Genomic DNA, 17,576 nt, shown 5'->3' on the forward strand with positions numbered 1-17,576 from the left:
TTCCTTTCAGCCGTTGGTGTCCGGGACGGTGACCCGGACACCCTGGCAGTCGTCGGTGAGGATCAGCTGGCACGACAGGCGCGAATCGGGCCGGACGCCGTCGGCGAATTCGAGCAGCTCGCGCTCCTCGTCGGTGGGCTCGTCGAAAAAGGACTGTCCGTCCTCGACGAACACGTGGCACGTGGCGCACGAGCAGCTGCCGCCGCATTCGGCGACGATGCCGGGGAGGTTGTTGCGGACGGAGCCGTCCATGACGCTTTGTCCACACGGGACATCGACGTCGTGCACGGTTCCGTCGGGCAGGGAGTAGCTGACCTTGGGCATGGTGGTGCTCCGTTGTTTCAGGTGAGGACGGCGTCGCGGAGCGGGACCTGATCGTCGGCCAGCCTGGCCGGGTCGATCCGCGCCGCGGACGCGATGAACTTCTTGCCCGCCATGAACTCGGCGGGGCAGTTGGCCGATTCGACCGCGGTGACGGTGCCGCCGTCGTGGTGGAACAGGGCGAAGCGGCCGGTGGCGGGATCGCCGCGTAGCACGGTGTCGGGCCGGGGCGGGACCAGCCCGGCGATCTTGAGCTTCAGGCCGAACTGATCCGACCAGAACCACGGCACCTCGGCGGTGACCGGGGCGCACCCGAGGATCGTGGCCGTGGCCTGCTTCGCCTGTTCCGTCGCGCTCGGAATGCTCTCCAGGCGGACGTGGCGCTCGCCCAGCGGGCGCCGCGTCACGTCGCCGATCGCGAGGACGCGCGGATCGCTCGTCCGCGCCCGCGCGTCGACGACGATGCCCTGATCGCAGTGCAGACCCGCCGCGATCGCCAGCTCGTCACGGGGTACCGCGCCGACGCCGACCAGGACCGCCTCGCAAGGGATCTCGGAACCGTCGGCGAGCACGACCGCCCGCACCCGTCCGCCGTGACCGTCCACATGGGACACGGCGGCGCCGGTGCGGATGCTCGTGCCCTGCTCGCGGTGGTGTGCGGCCAGGATCTGCGACAACCGCGGGCTCGCCACGCGCGCCAGCACGCGGTCTTCGCGCTCCAGCACGGTGACGTCCACCCCGTTGGCCCTGGCGACCGCCGCGACCTCCAGGCCGATGTAGCCGCCGCCGATGATCGCGAGCGGGCCCCGCCGCGCCAGGCACGCGCGCAGCACCCTGGCGTCGGCCAGCGTCCGCAGCGACACCACCCCGTCGAGATCCGCGCCGGGCACCGTAAGCCGCCGCGGCCGCGCACCCGTGGCCAGCACGAGATGGTCGTAGGGGTGCGAACCGCCGGACGCGGTGCACAGCGTGCGGCGGCTGCGGTCGATCGCCACGACGTGCTCGCCGACGTGCACGCCGATGTCCTGTTCGCGGTAGAACTCCGCCGGCCGCAGCCACTGCGCCGGCTCGCCGTCGGCGAACTTCTTCGACAGCGGCGGCCGGTGGTACGGCAGGTCCGGTTCGTCGCCGAAGACGTGCAGCGGGCCCGCGTGGCCGGCCTGCCGCAGCAGACCGGCCAGCGTGGCGCCGGCGTGCCCGGCACCGACGATCAGGACCCGGTCGTTCACCGCAGTTCCAGCCGGACCGGCAGGCTGCGCAGCCCGCCCACGAAGTTGGTCACCACCGACTTGCGCTCGCCCGTCACCGCGACGCTCTCGATCAGCGGCAGCAGCTCCTCGAACATGATCCGCAGTTCGAGCTTGGCCAGGTGCTGCCCGATGCACATGTGCGGGCCGTAGCCGAACGCGATGTGCTTGTTGGGCTTGCGGTCCAGGCGGAAGGTGTCCGGCTCGTCGAACACGTCGGCGTCGCGGTTGGCCGACTGGTACAGCAACATGAACCGGTCGCCCTTGTGGATCTGCTGGCCGCGCAGCACGTAGTCCTGCGTGGCCTGCCGGGTGAACTGCTTGACCGGGGAGACCCACCGCAGGCACTCGTTGACCAGGTCCGGGATCAGGGCGGGGTTGTCCTGTACCTTCGCGAGCTGGTCGGGGAACTGCGCGAGCGCCTCGATGGCGCCGGCCATCGTGCTCGACGTCGTGTCGTGCCCGGCGGTGGCGATCGCGATGAACCAGCCGTAGGCGAATTCCTTGCGGTAGTACTCACCGCCGGAGTCCTTCGCCCGCGCGATGATCGTGGCCAGGTCGTCGCGCGGGTTCGCCCGCCGGTCCTCGACCAGCTTGTCGAAGTAGGCGTAGAAGTCCTGGATCGCGGCCGACCACTGCTGCGCCGCGGCCTCCGGGGTCAGCGGCTCGATGTCCTCGCGCTGCGCGTCCGGGTCGGCGGTGCCGAAGAACTCCTGCGTCAGCGTCATCATGCGCGGCTCGTCGGATTCGGGCACACCGAACAGGCTCATGATCACGTGCAGCGGGTAGTAGAGCGCGAACTCCTGGACGAAGTCGATGTCGTTGGCGCCGCCGTGGAGGTATGTGGCGATCGCCTCCTTCGCCAGGGTCCGGATCCGCTCCTCCCACTTCTTCAGGTTCGCGGGCCGGAACCAGTCGTTGGCGATGTCCTTGATCTCGGTGTGCTCGGGCGGGTCCAGGTAGGTCAGTGTGTCCAGGATGCGCAGGCTGCCACCGGTCAGCTGCTTGGTGAACGCGTCACCGGCCTGGTTCTGCAGGATCGGGTTGTGCGAACCGGGCTCGTCCCCGCCGCCGCTGGTGAACACGTGCGGCTGCCGCTCGATCTCCATGATGTCGGCGTGCTTGGTCACCAGCCAGACCGGGTCGTAGCCCTCGACCTCGGCCTGGCCCAGCGGGTTGTTCTCGCGCAGCCACCGGTAGGCCTCGAAGAGCGGGCCGTCGTGCCGGTGCCCTTCCGGCAGCACGACCTGCCTGGCGATCTCGTCCGGGATCGGGCGGGTGGACAGCTCGGGCGTGGTGGTCATGAAATCCCCTCCAGGGTGGACGGCGTCGTTGCGCGTTGTGGTCCAATCTTTGGGCCAACTCGGCGTGTCGTGCATCACCCCGCGGGAAGAGATTTCTCCCCCGCGTTTTCACCCCCGGGCATGGCGAAGGCGGCCGTCGCGGGACGGCCGCCTTCGCGGGTGGTGCCGAGTTAGCGGTTGTGCCGGGTCAGCGCGTGGTAGCGGGCCGAGGCCTCCGCGCGGTTGGCGACGCCGAGCTTGCGGAACACGTTCTTCACGTGCGTTTTCACGGTCCCGGGGGAGACGAACAGTTCGGCCGCGATCTGGCTGTTCGTGCGGCCCTTGACCAGATGCCGCAACACGTCGAGCTCGCGGCGCGTCAGTTCCGCGAACGGCCCGTCGAGGCGTCCCAGCGGATCCGGCCCGGGAGTGGGTCCGGGCTCGCCGAGACCGCCGAAACCGTCGATCAGCTCGTCCACCGATCGCGCCTGCTCGGTCAGCTGGTCGCGCAGCCGCCGCAGCTGTTCGGCGAACACGACCCGTTCGAGCACACAGCCCAGCCCCTCGGCGAACAGCCCCATCAGGCGCACGTCGAAGGCGGTCATCCCGCCGGCTTCGGCGTGCCGGTCGGCGTGCACCAGCCCGATGACCTCGCCGCGCCCGATCAACGGCGCGACCACGTAGTCACGGGTCCTGGCGAGGTTGATCAGCCGGTGGTGCACGCGCGGATTGTGCTGCGCGTCCTCGACGAGCACCGGCGTGCGGGTGCGGACCACCTCGGTTTCGGGCAGCTCGCGGCCCAGCTGCCCGGGCACGGCGGTGCCGATCTCGACGAGATCGTGCGCCAGCTGCGGATCGGCGTGGGCGAACGCCGAGCGGGGGCTCCAGTTCGGGCCGGACAGGCGGCAGAACAACGAACGCTGGTAGCCGAGGCGGTTGAGCTCGATGGGCGCCTGGTCCACGAGGTCGGCCACCGAACCGGCGGCGCGCAGCCGGGCCAGGCTCCGGTGCAGGTCCTCGATCGCCGCCGACCGCGCTTCCAGCCGGGCCTCCCGTAGCCGCGAGAGCAGCACGGTGACCTGCGACAACGCCGCCGCGAGCTGCGCGCGGACCGTCCGCTCACCGGACCGCGTCAGCGCCTGGACGATCGCGCTCTCCGCCCTCGCGAGCGCGGCCCGCGGATCCCGCAGCACGGCCTGGCCCGCGAGGTCGGAATCGCCGGTCAGCGTCGCGACGGCGCGCAACAGCTCGCGTGCGCGCCGCAGCGACTCGTCCACGGGGTCGAGACCGCCGTGCCGGCTCGCCTGAACGTCGTCGTTCACAGCCGCCTCCTCGCCGATGTGCACTGCGCTGTCCGGCCGATTGTCGGCCCACCTCCGGCGAGGAGCACCCCCGGCCCGGGCGAATGCCTCCCTAAGGGAGAGAAAAACCTCCCGGAAGGGGGTGGCCCGCACGCGGTGGCGCGGCCGGGCTTTCGAACGCCGCGGCTACCCCTGGCCCTGCCCGAACTTCGGCGCGCGCTTGCCGAGGAAGGCCGCCACGCCTTCGCGGCCGTCGGCGGAGGCGGCGCGGGCCCTGATCGACAGGGTTTCGCGGCGTAGGGCGGCTTCGGTGGCGGGGGTGGCGGTCTCGCGGAGCAGACGCTTCGTGGCGACCTGCGCGGCCCGCGAGCCCGCGCGCAGTTGCCGCGCGACGGCGTCGGTGGCGGCCTCGAGCTCATCGTCGGGATGGATCTCCGCGACGAGGCCGAGTTCGCGGGCTTCCTCGGCGGTGACGACGGGGTTGAGCAGCGCGAGCCGCAGCGCGCGGTGCAGGCCCAGCGACGCCGTGAGCAGGGAGCTTCCGCCGTCGGGGGAGAAGCCGAGCTTCGTGTAGGCGAGGGTGAACCGGGCCGACGCGCCCGCGAGCACGAGGTCGGCGGCCGCGGCGAGAGCCAGCCCGGCGCCGGCCGCGGCGCCCTGGACGGCCGCGACGACGACGGCGTCCATGCGGTGCAGTTCGCTGATCGCGCGGTGCAGGCTGTCGGCGAGATCGTCGATCATGTGCTCGACATCGCCGGCCGAGGCGAAGGCGGAGACATCACCGCCCACGCTGAACGCGCGGCCCTCGGCGGAGAGGACCACGACGTGCGCGTCGTCGGTCCTGGCCTGCCGTACGGCCGCCGCCAATGCGTCCACTGTGGACTGATTGATGGGATTTCCGCGATCCCCTCGAGCCAGGCGGATGCGGGCGCTCCCGTCCTGGCAGGCGTACGAGATCGGGCTCATCGGGACGTCTCCACCGGGTCGAGGAACAGATCGGGATCCAGCGGCTGATCATCCTCGCCGGCGCGGTAGCGGGCGAAATCGGTGATGCCTTCTTCGGCGAGGACTTCTTCGTCGAGATAGAAGTTGCCGGTGCAGGCGCGGCTGTCGCGCACGAGGATGGCGTGCGCGGCGTCGGCGACGATGTCGGGGGTCCTGGAGCGGGCGACGCTGTCCTCGCCGCCGAGCAGGTTCGCCACCGCGGCGGTGGCGATCGTCGTGCGTGGCCACAGCGAGTTGGCCGCGATGCCGAGTTCGCGCAGTTCTTCGGCCAGGCCGAGGGTCACCAGGCTCATCCCGTACTTGGCCATGGTGTAGGCCAGATAGCCGCCCGCCCACTGGGGACGGAGGTCCAGGGGAGGCGACAGGGTCAGGATGTGCGCGCGGTCGCTGCCGGCCAGGTGCGGAATGGCGAGCTTGCTGAGCAGGAACGTGCCGCGCGCGTTGATGTTCTGCATCAGGTCGTAGCTCTTCATCGGGATGTCGGTGGTGCCACGCAGGTCGAGCGCGCTGGCGTTGTTCACGACGACGTCGATGCCACCGAAGCGGTCGACCGCGGTCTGCACGGCGCGTTCGGCGTCCTCGTCCCGCCGCACGTCACCCACCACGGCGACGGCCTGCCCGCCGGCCTGCTCGATCTCGGCGACGGCGGTGTGCACGGTGCCGGGCAGGCGCGGGTGGGGCTGGTCGGTCTTGGCCAGGATCACGACGTTGGCGCCGTCGCGTGCCGCGCGAACCGCGATCGCGAGGCCGATTCCCCGGCTCCCGCCGGACATGAGCAGGGTGCGGCCCTTCAACGTGGTCATGCTGAGTCTTCCTCGTCTTCCTCGCTGTTCGATGTTCAGGAGCCGAGTGCGGCGTGGCCGCGTTCGATGAGAGCGGGGACCATGGCGCCGAGGCGGTCGAACCCGTCGCCGACGGTGAGCCCCTGCTGGGTCCGGTAATGGATGCCTTCGAAGATGGCGGCCATCTTGTAGAAGGCGAAACCGAGGTACCACGGCAAGGTGGTCAGATCGCGCTCGCCGCGCCGGGCGTAGGCCTCGATCAGGAACCGCCCGGACGGGAAGCCGGGCACCTCGCCGGGCGCGGCGGCGACCGGGTTGTCCAGGCCGTTCATGCCGTCCCACCAGATGACGGTGGAGGCCAGATCGGTGAGCGGGTCGCCCAGGGTGGCCATCTCCCAGTCGAGCACGCCGGCCACCCCGCCGGTCGCGGAGTCGACGACGATGTTGTCCAGGCGGTAGTCGCCGTGCACGATCGCGGCCGCGCCGGCGTCCGGGACGCGCTGCCCCAGACGCTCGCCCAGCGCGGTGAGCTCGGGCAGATCCCGGCTGTGCGAGGCTTCGAGCTGCCGGGCCCAGCGCCGCAGCTGGCGTTCGAGATATCCGTTGGGGCGCCCCAGATCACCCAGTCCCACCGCGGCGGGGTCGGTGTCGTGCAGCCGGACGAGCACCTCGACCAGAGCGTCGGCCAGGCGGGTCGCTCCCGCGCTGTCGAAGGCATCGAGCTGCTTGCGCTCGCGCAGCACGTCGCCCTCGGTGAAGGCCATCACGTAGAACGGCGCGCCGAGCACCTCGGAGCCGGCGTTGACGATCGGCTCGGGAACGGGGACCTCGCTGGGGTGCAGGGCGGAGAGAACCCGGTATTCGCGGTCCATGTCGTGCGCGGTCGCCAGCACGTGTCCCAGCGGCGGCCTGCGCAGCACCCAGCGGCCGGTGCCGTCGGTGAGCAGGTAGGTCAGGTTCGACCGGCCGCCGGAGAGCAGTTCGACCCGCAACGGCCCGGTCAGTAGCCCGGGTACCGAGTCCCGGAGGAACTTCTCGAGCGCGGGCACGGACACCCCAGGAGGACTTGCTTCCGTCATCAGTGGCCAAACCTCTCGCGACCGATCGATCGCACGGTAAAACTGAACAAGACTTCGAGTACGATCCACGAGGCGGTCGGAACTGTCAAGTGCCGAGAGGACGAAGCTGGTGGCAGGACGTGGGATAGCGCCGGAGGATCGCGACGCCAGGAAGGAAGTCGGCCTGCGGCTGCGTGCGGCCCGGCGCGCGGCGGGGATGACGCTGCGCGAGATCGCCGGTGCGCTCGAGGTCAGTGCCGGAACCTGGAGCGCCGTCGAGAACGGCCGCACGAAGATCGACGGCACCCGTCTGGGCAAGGCCGCGGACCTGCTCGGGATCGACCCGTCGCTGCTGCGTGATGCGCCGCTGCCGGGGCGGGGCAGCTGGCGCGACTTCCCGCCGCTGCGGCTGGAGCCGCCGCTGGCCGGTGCGCTGGAGGCGTTCGTGGAGCTCGGCTATCACGGCGCGACCATCCGCGACATCGCGCAGCGTGCCGGGCTGTCCGTGCCGGGGGTCTACCACCACTGGCCCACGAAACAGGATCTGCTCGTGGCGTTGCTGGATCTGACGATGCACGATCTGCTCGCCAGGGCACGGGCGGCACGGGCCGAAGTGGACGGTCCGGTCGATCGCTTCACCCGCCTCGTGGAGTGCCTGGCGCTGTTTCACACCCACCGTCGCGAGCTCGGGTTCATCGGGGCGAGCGAGATGCGCAGCCTGGAGGAGTCCAGCCGGCTGCGGATCGCCGCCTCCCGGCAGGAGATGCAGCACATGGTGGACGACGAGGTGGTGGAGGGCTGCCGGCGCGGCGTGATGCGCACGCCGATGCCGAAGGAGGCCGCGCGCGCCGTGGTCACGATGTGCACCGCGCTGCCGCAGTGGTGGTCGCCGTCGGGGCCGTCGTCGCCGGAAACGGTCGCCCGCCAGTACGTCGAGTTCGCGCTGGACGTCGTCCGGGCCGCGCGTTGACAGGCCCCAGGCCGCGCCGTACGGTCGAACCGACCAAATGATCGGCCTTGTTCAGGAGTTGTTCGTGTTCGACTACGATCTTCCCGCGCCCTCCGCTCGTGCCCGCGAACTCCAGGAGCGGATGGTGGCGTTCATGCGGGAACGAGTGCTCCCGGCCGAAGCGGAGTACCTCGCTCACCGCCGTGCCGCGGGCCCCGAGGACCACGTGGTCCCGCCGATCGTGCAGGAACTGAAGAAGCAGGCGAAAGCCGAAGGGCTGTGGAACCTGTTCCTGCCCGCCGAGTCCGGGCTCACGCAGCTGGAGTACGCGCCGATCGCCGAACTGTCCGGCTGGAGCCTGGACCTCGCGCCCGAGGCGATCAACGGACAGGCACCCGACACCGGGAACATGGAGCTGCTGCACCTGCTGGGCACCGAACGGCAGAAGCAGGAATGGCTGGCGCCGCTGCTGGCCGGGGAGATCCGCTCGGCGTTCGCGATGACCGAGCCGGAGGTCGCCAGCAGCGACGCGACCAACATCGCCACCCGCATCGAACGTGATGGCGACTCGTACGTGATCACCGGCCGCAAGTGGTGGACCAGCGGGGCGATGGACCCGCGCTGCGCGGTGTTCATCGTGATGGGCAAGACCGATCCGGCCGCGCCCGCGCACCGGCAGCAGACGATGGTGCTCGTCCCGCGCGAGACCCCCGGCGTCGAGGTCGTGCGCGACCTGCCCGTGTTCGGCCACCACGACCAGCACGGCCACGCCGAGGTGCGGTTCGACGGCGTCCGGGTGCCCGTCGACAATGTGATCGGCGAGGAAGGCGGCGGGTTCGCCGCCGCGCAGGCCCGGCTCGGCCCCGGCCGGATCCACCACTGCATGCGTGCCCTCGGCGCCGCCGAACGCGCCCTCGCGCTGATGGTCGAGCGCGCCAAGGACCGGGTCGCCTTCGGTGGCCCACTGGCCGACCAGGGCGTGGTGCAGCACCAGATCGCCGAGTCCCGGCTGGAGATCGAACAGGCACGCGTGATGTGTCACCGCGCCAGCCACGTCATCGACGTCGAGGGCAACAAGGCCGCCCGCAACCTCGTGGCGATGGCCAAGGTCGCCGTCCCCCGTGCCGCCACCCGTGTCATCGACCGCGCCATCCAGGTCCACGGCGGCGCCGGCGTCACCGACGTCACCCCGCTGGCCGCCATGTACGCCTGGCACCGCGCGATGCGCCTGTTCGACGGACCCGACGAGGTGCACCTGCGTTCCATCGCCAAGGCCGAACTCAAGCAGGCCCCGGTGCTGCCCCCGGCCTGAGCGCGATCGGGGGGTCAGCGGCCGCCACCCCGGACGCGGGTGCGAGACCACGTGGTCACCCGGTGCCATCCCGTCGCCCCGGCGAGCAGGCTCGGCACGAAATCCGTTAACGACGACGGGAGTCTGCGAAAATGGGAAATCTTGACGGGAAGGTCGCGCTGGTCACCGGTGCCGCCAGGGGACAGGGCCGTTCCCACGCGGTGCGGCTCGCTGCCGAGGGCGCCGACCTGATCATCGTCGACATCTGCGGCCAGGTGCCGACCACCGAGTACGCGGGGGCGACGTCGGCCGATCTGGCCGAAACCGCCGCGTACATCGAGAAGGCCGGTCGCAAGGTGGTGGCGCACGAGGCCGATGTGCGGGATCTCGGCGCGCTGTCCGAGGCGGTCGCCGACGGGGTGAGCCGCCTGGGCCGGCTCGACGTCGTGGTGGCCAACGCGGGTGTGTTCTCCTCGGCGCCGGTGCACGAGCTGACCGAGCAGCAGTGGGACACGATGATCGACGTCAACCTCTCCGGTGTGTGGAAGACGGTCCGCGCGACCGTCCCGACGCTGATCGAGCAGGGGACCGGCGGGTCGATCGTGCTCATCAGCTCCACGGGCGGCACGCAGGGCTTCCCGAACTTCGCGCACTACGTGGCCGCCAAGCACGGGGTCATCGGCCTGTGCCGTTCCATCGCCAACGAGCTCGGCGGGCAGGGGATCCGGTGCAACGCGATCCAGCCGACGTCGGTGCTTACCGACATGATCGACCACGAGGCGATGTACCGGTTGTTCCGGCCGGACCTGCAGTCCCCGACGCACGAGGACTTCCGCGAGGCGTGCCAGGCCGCGATGAACGTGCTGCCGATCCCGTGGGTCGAGCCGCGTGACATCAGCGCGGCTGTGGCGTGGCTGGCCTCCGACGAGTCGCGTTACGTCACGGGGATCGCGCTGCCGGTCGACGCGGGCGCGCTCGTGAAGATGTAGGCACCACAAGGAAAAGCCCGGCCGCGCGCACGGCCGGGCTTTCTCTTGTGTGTTCAGCAGACCGCGTTGAGGCCCGCGCCGTCGTGGAACCTGCTGTGGTGGAACACCAGCGGGCCGGTGCCCTGCCCGGTGTCCAGCTCCAGCACGCGGCCCACGACGATGGTGTGGTCGCCGCCGGGGTACTCCTCGGCGATCTCACAGTCCACATAGGCGTGTACGCCGTCGAGGATCGGGCTGCCGTGCCGCCCGGTGAGATGGCGGATCCCGTCGTAGCGGTCGCCGGGACCGGCGAAGCGCCGCGCGACCGATTCCTGTCCCGCGGCGAGCACGTTCGCGCAGAACCGTCCGGTTTCCCGGATCCGCGGCCAGGTCGTGGACTCGTTGCCCGCGCAGAAAAGCACCAGCGGCGGCTCCAGCGACACCGACGTGAACGAACTGACCACCATGCCGACCGGCCCGGGTGCGGTCACCACGACCACCCCGGTCGTGAACCGGCTCATCGCGGTGCGGAACGCGGCCGCGTCGAATCCGTTCACCCAGCTCTCCTTTCCTCTGCCGCCACCGCGAACAGCTCCGCGACGCTCGTCACGCACAGCCCGTGTTCGCCGGCGAAGGCCCGGGCTTCGGCGTGCCCGGCCATCGCGCACGGATCGCTCCGGGAGACAAGTCCACAAAGGACCGAAGCCGGTTCCAGGCCGGCCAGGCGGGCCAGCTCGACCCCGGCTTCGGCGACGCCGGGTTCGTCGAAGACGCCGCCCGTCGGCCATGCCCGCAGCGGCACGGTGTGCCCGGGCCGCCGCAGCTGTCCCGGCTCCGTGGCCGGATCGGCCAGCAACCGGACGGCGCGGCAGCGGTCGGCGGCCGAGATACCGGTGCTCACGTCCTCGGCCGCGTCGACCGCGATCGCCTGCGCGCAGCGGTACGGGCCGCGCGCGGTGACGGGTGGCAGGCCGAGCCGGTCGCAGGCCTGGCCGGTGAGCGCGACGCGCACGAACCCGGACCCGTGCCGGATCAGAAACGCCAGCGAGCTCGTGCTCGCCACTGCCGCGGCGACCACGAGCTCGGCGGTGCCGTGCTCGTCGAGAACGATGACCGGGTGACCGCCGGCGAGCGCGGCGGTCACCCGTGTCCCGGGTGCCGTGCTCATCAGCCGTAGTCGTGGTACTCGACGACGAGGCCGTCGCGGATGGTGTACCGGCTGCACAGGTCGATCCGGGCCACGTCACCGGCGCTCGCGAACCCCGGGACGTCGGCCTGCGCCGTGCCCACCCAGGTGTGCTCGACGACCACGGTGTCGCCGTCGGCGTGCCGGGCGCGGCGGTTTTCGAAGTGCTTGTCCGGGAACGCCGCCTCGAAGCCCTTGATGATGTCGCCGAAGGCGTTGCGGTCGTTGAGCTCCACGCCCCGGTTGTGGTGCACGACGTGGATGTCCTCGGCGCACAGCGCGAGAAGCGCGTCGCGATCGCCCGAGTTGTACGCCTCGACGAAGCGCTCCGCGACCTCCACCGGCTGCTGATTGCTCATGCTCTCTCCCTTCGGATCGTGTTGCTCCGCCGAGGTTGGCCGAGTGCGGTCCGGGCCGGTACCGGGATCACCCGTGATCCGCCACGTGTTCGGGCCGGCCCGCTGACCTGCGTGATCTCTGGCGGCGACACGACCGAGGGGGTCAATCACGGCCGTCCTTGACACGTGGTTCGCCGCCCCCGCATAGTTGCTCCCGCACCCAGCGTCACCGAACTGACGCCTCAACGAGGAGGCATCGCCATGAATGCGCAGGACTGGCGGGAAATCCGGCAGTTGCACGCGGACGGGATGCCGATCAAGGCCATCGCCCGGCACCGGGGCATCTCGCGCAACACGGTGCGGCGCGCCCTGCAGCTCGACGAACCGCCGGAGCCGGCCCAGGCCAGGGGGTCCGTCGCCGACGCCCGCGAACCCGAGATCCGCGCGCTGCTCGAAGCGGACCCGGCGATCACGGTCACCGCGATCGCCGAGCACATCGGCTGGGACCACTCCATGACGGTGCTCAAGGACCGGGTGCGGACGCTGCGCGCCCAGGCGCGGCCGCCCGCCGCCGCGTCCCCGCTGAGCCCGAGCGCCGAACTGCCCGCGCAGCTGACCGAATTCGTCGGCAGGGAGAGCGAACTGGCCACGATCCGGCAGGTGCTGGGTTCGGCGAGGCTGGTGACGTTGCTGGGACCGGGCGGGGTCGGCAAGACCCGGCTCGCGATCCGGGCCGCGGACAAGGTCCGCCGCGCCTTCGCCGACGGGGTGCGCTGGGTCGAGCTCGGCGCGCTGCGGGACCCGGCGCTGCTGGCGCAGACCCTCGTCGACGCGCTGGGCATCCGGGACCGCTCCGCGCGCCCGCAGCAGCTGCTCACCGACTACCTGCGCAACCGGCAGCTGCTGCTGGTGCTCGACAACTGCGAGCACCTGCTCGCCGCGTGCGCCGAGCTGGCCAGCTTCCTGCTGCACGGCGCCAGGGAACTACGGATCATCGCCACCAGCCGGGAAGCGCTGGCGATCCCCGGCGAGCACGCCGTCACCGTCGCACCGCTGCCGGTGCCGGAAACCGGCGAACACGGGGACAGCGCGGTCACCCTGTTCACCGCCCGCGCCCGCGACATCCTGCCGGAGTTCTGCCTGGACGAGGGCAATCTCGCGCTGGTGCGGCGGATCTGTGCCCAGCTGGACGGGCTGCCGCTGGCGATCGAGCTGGCCTGCGCGCGGCTGCGCGTACTGTCACCGGCCGAGCTGGCCGACCGGCTCGGGCACCGGCTGCGGCTGCTGACCGGCGGGAACCGGGCGGCCCCCGAACGGCATCGCAGCCTGCAGGCCACAGTGGACTGGAGCTTCGAGCTGTGCGATCCGGTCGAGCGCAGGCTGTGGATCCGCACCTCGGTCTTCGCCGGGAGTTTCGCGCTCAAGGCCGCCGAGGAGGTCTGCCAGGACAGCAGGCTCTCCGCGGACGACATCGTCGACGGGATCGACGGCCTGGTCGGGAAATCCTTGCTGCTGCGGGAGGAACACCAAGGCCAGGTCCGGTTCCGGATGCTGGAGACGCTGCGCGAGTACGGCCAGGCGAAGCTGAACGACATGCAGGTCGCCGAACTGCGCATCCGGCACCACGCGTACTACGCGCGGATGATCGGCGAGGTCACCCGGCAGTGGTTCGGCGAACGGCAGCGTCAGTGGTGCGTGGACCTGCGGCTGGAACACGCCAACCTGCGCACGGCGTTCGAGACGGCGCTGGCCCGGGGCGAGGAGGGGACGCGGCTGATCGGCGAGCCCTGGTTCCTGTGGGCCGCCGGTTTCTCCTTCACCGAACACCGGTACTGGCTGGAACGGGCGCTCGACGCCGAGCGTGATCCGTCGCCGGACCGGGCGCGTGCGCTCGCGACGCTCGGGCTGGTCGCCGCGCTGCAGGGGGATCGCGAGGCCGCGATCCGCGCGCTGGCCGAAGGCATGGCGGAGGCCGAGGCGGCGGGGGACGCGTTCGGGCTGGCCTACAACCGGCACGAACAAGGGCTCGTGGCGTTCTTCGGCGGCGATTTCGAAAACTCGGAACGGATCCTGCTGGAGGCGCTCGGGCGCTACGAGGGCACCGGCGCGCCGCCGGACCTGGTGGGCTCGCTGCGGGTCCACCTCGGACTGCTCTACATCTTCGCCGGCAACACCCACGAAGCACTGCGGCACTTCGAAGCGTTGCGCCCGCAGTGCGAGGAACACGGCGAGCGCTGGATGCTGTCCTACGCCGTGTACGGGCTGGGCCTGACCTCGCTCATGTGCGGTGACCACGACCAGGCCGTCCGGCACGCGCTGGAAAGCCTGCGCATGAAGCAGCCCTTCGACGACACGATCGGCCTGTCGCTGACCACGGATCTGCTCGCGTGGAGCGAGGCCGCGCGCGGCGAAGCCGAACGGGCCGCGGTGCTGCTCGGCGCGGCCGAGACGCTGTGGGCCTCGGTCGGCATGCAGCTCTACGGCTCCGCGCACTGGCTCGAACAGCGCACCCGGTTCGAACGCCAGGCCAGGAAAGGACTGGGGGACAAGGGGTACGAGTCGGCGTTCCGGCGCGGCCAGCGGTTCTCCCGGGGTGAGGCGCTCGAGTTCGCGCTCGGCGAGCGGACGGGGGTCAACCGGGTCCGCCCCGGCGGACCGCAGCTGTCGCGGCGGGAGTCCGAGGTGGCCGAACTCGTCGCGGACGGGCTGACCAACCGGGAAATCGCGCAGAAACTGGTCATCTCCCACCGCACGGTCGAGGGCCACGTCGAGCACATCCTGGACAAGCTCGGGCTGTCCCGGCGCGCGCAGGTCGCGCAGTGGCGGAAAGCGGGTGGCTGACCACGTGGTGGCCCGGGTGTGGCGCCCGGGTTCCGGCGGCACTGTGAACGGTGCCAAGAGTGCAGTCAGAGAGGACCAAGCACATGACCGGAACCCTCGCCCGCCCGGCCACGGACGCCCTGGCCCGGGCGAAGGCCGTCGCGCCGCTCATCGAAAGCGAAGCCGACACCATCGAGCGCGAGACCACGATCACCCGTCCCGTCGTCGACGCGCTCATCGAAGCGCGGCTGTTCTGGCTGATGGTGCCCGAGGAGTACGGCGGCCTGGGACTGGGCATGGTCGATTCGCTCAAGGTCATCGAGGAGATCTCGCGGGCGGACGGGTCGACCGGGTGGGCGCTGATGGCCAACGCGTTCAGCACCGGCATCGCCGTGGGTTTCTTCAGCGAGGAAGGCGCGCGGGAGCTGTTCGACCAGCCCACGCCGGGGATCACGGCCGGCATGATCCTGCCGACCGGCAAGGCCGTGCGCGTCGACGGCGGCTATCTCGTCAACGGCCGCTACCAGTTCGCCAGCGGTTCGGCGCACGCCAGCTGGATCGGCGCCGGCTTCGTGGTGCACGGTGACGACGGCCAGCCGCTGCTGAGCGAGACCGGGGACCCCGTGTGCCGCGTGGCGTTCATCCCGCGCGAGAAGATCGAGTTCCTGGGCAACTGGAACGTGATGGGCATGGTCGGCACCGGCAGCTACGACTACGCGGTCACCGACGTGTTCGTGCCCGAGAAGCACACCATGGACACCTTCTCCACCACGCCGGTGCGGCCGGAGCCGCTGTACAAGCTCGGCCTGCTCGGCATCGGCGTCGGCGGGCACTCCGCGGTCGCGCTCGGGCTGGCCACCCGTGCGCTGCAGGAGATCGTGACGATCTCCTCGGGCAAGGCCCGCCCCGGCTACGACACGTTCGTCGGCGACTCGGCGCTGTTCCGGCGTGAGTTCGCCAAGTACGAGGCGCTGCTGCAGGCCGCGCGGGCCTACGTCTACGACATCCACGGCGAGGCGGAGCAGACCGCCGCCGCGGGTGAGGAGATCACCGCCGAACAGCGGGCCCGGATGCGCCAGGTGACCACGTGGGTCCAGGAGGTGGCCGGCGAGGTCGTCGGGTTCGCGCACCGCTGGGGCGGCAGCCAGTCGATCCGCAACCCCAGCGCGCTCGGCCGCTGCACCCGGGACGCCGTCGTGGCGACCCAGCACCTGCTGGTCGATCCGATGACGCTGGTCGACGCCGCGCAGGACATCCTGCCCGGCTACCTGCGCACCGCCTGAGCACCCGCGCGGGCAGCCCGGCCGCCGGGCTGCCCGCGCGGTTTCCACTTCAACGACAGGGAGTTCCGCGTGACCGTCGAACGAGCGCGGGCGCACAGCCTCGCCGATATCCCGCGCCGCTCGGCCGCCCGTTTCCCGCACAAGACGGCGCTGGTGCATCGCGATGTCCGGCTCACCTTCGCCGACTTCGACGCCGCGGTGGACCGGGTCGCCGCGGCGCTGCAGGCGGCGGGCCTTCGCCGTGGGGACAAGCTGGCGGTGCTCTCGCGCAACTGCTGGCAGTTCCCCGTGCTCGGCTTCGCCACCGCGCGCATCGGGGTGGTGTTCGTGCCGGTCAACTTCATGCTCACCGGCGGCGAGGTCGCCTACATCCTGCGCGACTGCGCTGCCGACGCCTTCGTCGTGGAGGACGCGCTCCTGCCGGTGGCCGAGAAAGCACTGGCGGAGCAGGAAGTCCGGATCCGGGCGGTCATCGCACTGGCCGGTGAGCCGGTTCCGCCCGGCTGGGCGGACTTCGCCGAATGGTCCGAAAAGGACGCTCGCCCGGAGCCGGCCGACGTCGGCGACGACGAGGTCATCCGCATCATGTACACCTCCGGCACGGAGTCGCGGCCCAAAGGCGCGATGCTCACGAGCCGGTCGCTGATGTGGCAGTACACCAGCTGCATCGTCACCGGCGGGATGGAGACCGCCGACGTCGAACTGCACGCCATGCCGCTCTACCACTGCGCGCAGCTGGACAACTTCCTGTCCACCGACCTGTATCTGGGCGCCACCAGCATCATCCTCGACCGGCCCGATCCCGCCGCGATGCTGCGCGCGATCGAGGCGGAGCGGGTGACGAACCTGTTCGTCCCGCCGACGGTGTGGATCTCCCTGCTGCGGGAACTCGGCCCCACCGACATCAGCTCGCTGCGCAAGGGTTATTACGGCGCCTCGGCGCTGCCCGTGGAGGTGCTGCGGGAGATGAAGCGGCGCCTGCCGGACATGCGGTTCTGGAACTTCTACGGACAGACCGAAATGGCCTCCCTGGCCACCGCGCTGGGCCCGGAGGACCAGGAACTACGGCCCGGTTCGGCCGGGCGCGCCGCGCTGAACGTCGAGACGCGGGTGGTGGACGATCAGGACCGGCCGCTGCCGGCGGGGCAGGTGGGCGAGATCGTGCACCGCAGCCCGCACGCCACCGTGGGCTACCTCGGCAAACCCGAGCAGACGGCGGAAGCGTTCCGGGGTGGCTGGTTCCACTCCGGCGACCTCGGCTACTTCGACGACGAGGGCTACCTGTGGGTCGTGGACCGGAAGAAGGACATGATCAAGACGGGCGGGGAGAACGTCGCCACCCGCGAGGTCGAGGAAGCGCTGTACACAGTGGACGGTGTGGCCGAGGCCGCCGTGATCGGTGTGGCGCATCCCCGCTGGATCGAGGCGGTGACCGCGGTGGTCGTCGCGAAACCGGGCAGCGGGCTGACTGAACGTGACGTGATCGACGGGTGCCGCCGGAGGCTGGCGGGGTTCAAGGTGCCGAAATCCGTCGTCTTCACCGACGCGCTGCCGAAGAACCCCAGCGGGAAGATCCTCAAACGCGCGCTGCGGGACCAACTGTCCCCCAAAGCGGACTAGGGCGTGTCTGACAAAGATCTTGGTTGTCGGCTGGGATGCTGCTGTCGTGTCGCGGTTTCGGTTGTTGTCGGATGAGCAGTGGGCGTTGATCGAGGATTTGTTGCCGGTGCGGACGGGTAGACCG

General features: G+C 70.9%; 16 protein-coding genes. 6 read left to right on the plus strand and 10 right to left on the minus strand.

The genetic code is table 11. From position 1 onward, the window contains the following. Nucleotides 1–6: 6 nt before the first annotated feature. From HFP15_RS14235 to HFP15_RS14265, 7 genes are all read right to left on the minus strand, one after another. Complete coding sequence (locus HFP15_RS14235; protein WP_168515552.1) at nucleotides 7–324, minus strand: 2Fe-2S iron-sulfur cluster-binding protein; 318 nt, start codon at nucleotides 322–324, stop codon at nucleotides 7–9. Between the two features lie 17 nt (nucleotides 325–341). Continuing rightward, the gene (locus tag HFP15_RS14240) at nucleotides 342–1,550 is read right to left on the minus strand and encodes an NAD(P)/FAD-dependent oxidoreductase (RefSeq protein ID WP_168515554.1); all 1,209 of its coding nucleotides are present in this window, start codon (nucleotides 1,548–1,550) and stop codon (nucleotides 342–344) included. Continuing rightward, entirely contained in the window at nucleotides 1,547–2,872 is a 1,326-nt protein-coding gene (locus HFP15_RS14245) for a cytochrome P450 (protein ID WP_168515556.1), read from the minus strand. Before HFP15_RS14245 ends, HFP15_RS14240 begins: the two co-directional genes overlap by 4 nt. Nucleotides 2,873–3,042: 170 nt before the next feature. Then, nucleotides 3,043–4,173: a helix-turn-helix transcriptional regulator gene (locus HFP15_RS43875; RefSeq protein ID WP_168515558.1), complete on the minus strand. Its 1,131-nt coding sequence runs from the start codon at nucleotides 4,171–4,173 to the stop codon at nucleotides 3,043–3,045. A 165-nt stretch (nucleotides 4,174–4,338) separates the two neighbouring features. Further along, a complete protein-coding gene (locus tag HFP15_RS14255; RefSeq protein ID WP_168515560.1) occupies nucleotides 4,339–5,118 on the minus strand; it encodes an enoyl-CoA hydratase-related protein in 780 nt (259 codons plus the stop codon). Then, nucleotides 5,115–5,960, minus strand: coding sequence for an SDR family oxidoreductase (locus HFP15_RS14260; RefSeq protein WP_168515562.1), 846 nt, complete (start codon nucleotides 5,958–5,960; stop codon nucleotides 5,115–5,117). The genes HFP15_RS14255 and HFP15_RS14260 overlap by 4 nt, the downstream gene beginning before the upstream one ends. Before the next feature lie 35 nt (nucleotides 5,961–5,995). Further along, entirely contained in the window at nucleotides 5,996–7,018 is a 1,023-nt protein-coding gene (locus HFP15_RS14265) for a phosphotransferase family protein (RefSeq protein ID WP_168515564.1), read from the minus strand. Between the two features lie 109 nt (nucleotides 7,019–7,127). Here HFP15_RS14265 and HFP15_RS14270 point away from each other — a divergent pair, with 109 nt between their 5' ends. The 3 genes from HFP15_RS14270 (at nucleotide 7,128) to HFP15_RS14280 (ending at nucleotide 10,226) form a co-directional block, all read left to right on the plus strand. Next, nucleotides 7,128–7,967, plus strand: a complete 840-nt coding sequence (locus HFP15_RS14270) for a TetR-type transcription factor C-terminal domain-containing protein (protein WP_312871588.1) — start codon at nucleotides 7,128–7,130, stop codon at nucleotides 7,965–7,967. A gap of 37 nt (nucleotides 7,968–8,004) precedes the next feature. Continuing rightward, entirely contained in the window at nucleotides 8,005–9,258 is a 1,254-nt protein-coding gene (locus HFP15_RS14275; RefSeq protein ID WP_168515566.1) for an acyl-CoA dehydrogenase family protein, read from the plus strand. Between the two features lie 131 nt (nucleotides 9,259–9,389). Next, nucleotides 9,390–10,226 carry a mycofactocin-coupled SDR family oxidoreductase gene (locus HFP15_RS14280; protein ID WP_168515568.1) on the plus strand — a complete coding sequence of 279 codons (837 nt, stop codon included), beginning with the start codon at nucleotides 9,390–9,392 and terminating at the stop codon, nucleotides 10,224–10,226. 53 nt (nucleotides 10,227–10,279) lie between these two features. On the opposite strand, the gene HFP15_RS14285 is transcribed toward HFP15_RS14280, so the two are convergent. From HFP15_RS14285 to HFP15_RS14295, 3 genes are read right to left on the minus strand one after another with little or no spacing between them, the layout of a single operon-like run. Then, nucleotides 10,280–10,762: a flavin reductase family protein gene (locus tag HFP15_RS14285; RefSeq protein ID WP_312871590.1), complete on the minus strand. Its 483-nt coding sequence runs from the start codon at nucleotides 10,760–10,762 to the stop codon at nucleotides 10,280–10,282. Continuing rightward, nucleotides 10,759–11,373, minus strand: a complete 615-nt coding sequence (locus HFP15_RS14290) for a 3,4-dihydroxy-2-butanone-4-phosphate synthase (protein ID WP_168515570.1) — start codon at nucleotides 11,371–11,373, stop codon at nucleotides 10,759–10,761. The genes HFP15_RS14285 and HFP15_RS14290 overlap by 4 nt, the downstream gene beginning before the upstream one ends. Next, nucleotides 11,373–11,750, minus strand: coding sequence for a nuclear transport factor 2 family protein (locus HFP15_RS14295; RefSeq protein WP_168515572.1), 378 nt, complete (start codon nucleotides 11,748–11,750; stop codon nucleotides 11,373–11,375). The genes HFP15_RS14290 and HFP15_RS14295 overlap by 1 nt, the downstream gene beginning before the upstream one ends. Before the next feature lie 240 nt (nucleotides 11,751–11,990). Between HFP15_RS14295 and HFP15_RS14300 the strand changes: the two genes are divergently transcribed. The 3 genes from HFP15_RS14300 (at nucleotide 11,991) to HFP15_RS14310 (ending at nucleotide 17,452) form a co-directional block, all read left to right on the plus strand. Then, nucleotides 11,991–14,570: an ATP-binding protein gene (locus HFP15_RS14300; protein ID WP_168515574.1), complete on the plus strand. Its 2,580-nt coding sequence runs from the start codon at nucleotides 11,991–11,993 to the stop codon at nucleotides 14,568–14,570. 83 nt (nucleotides 14,571–14,653) lie between these two features. Then, complete coding sequence (locus HFP15_RS14305; RefSeq protein WP_168515576.1) at nucleotides 14,654–15,832, plus strand: acyl-CoA dehydrogenase family protein; 1,179 nt, start codon at nucleotides 14,654–14,656, stop codon at nucleotides 15,830–15,832. A gap of 69 nt (nucleotides 15,833–15,901) precedes the next feature. Next, complete coding sequence (locus tag HFP15_RS14310) at nucleotides 15,902–17,452, plus strand: fatty acyl-CoA synthetase (RefSeq protein ID WP_168515577.1); 1,551 nt, start codon at nucleotides 15,902–15,904, stop codon at nucleotides 17,450–17,452. Nucleotides 17,453–17,576 lie beyond the last annotated feature (124 nt).

Source organism: Amycolatopsis acididurans, assembly GCF_012328925.1.
Classification (GTDB): domain Bacteria; phylum Actinomycetota; class Actinomycetes; order Mycobacteriales; family Pseudonocardiaceae; genus Amycolatopsis_E; species Amycolatopsis_E acididurans.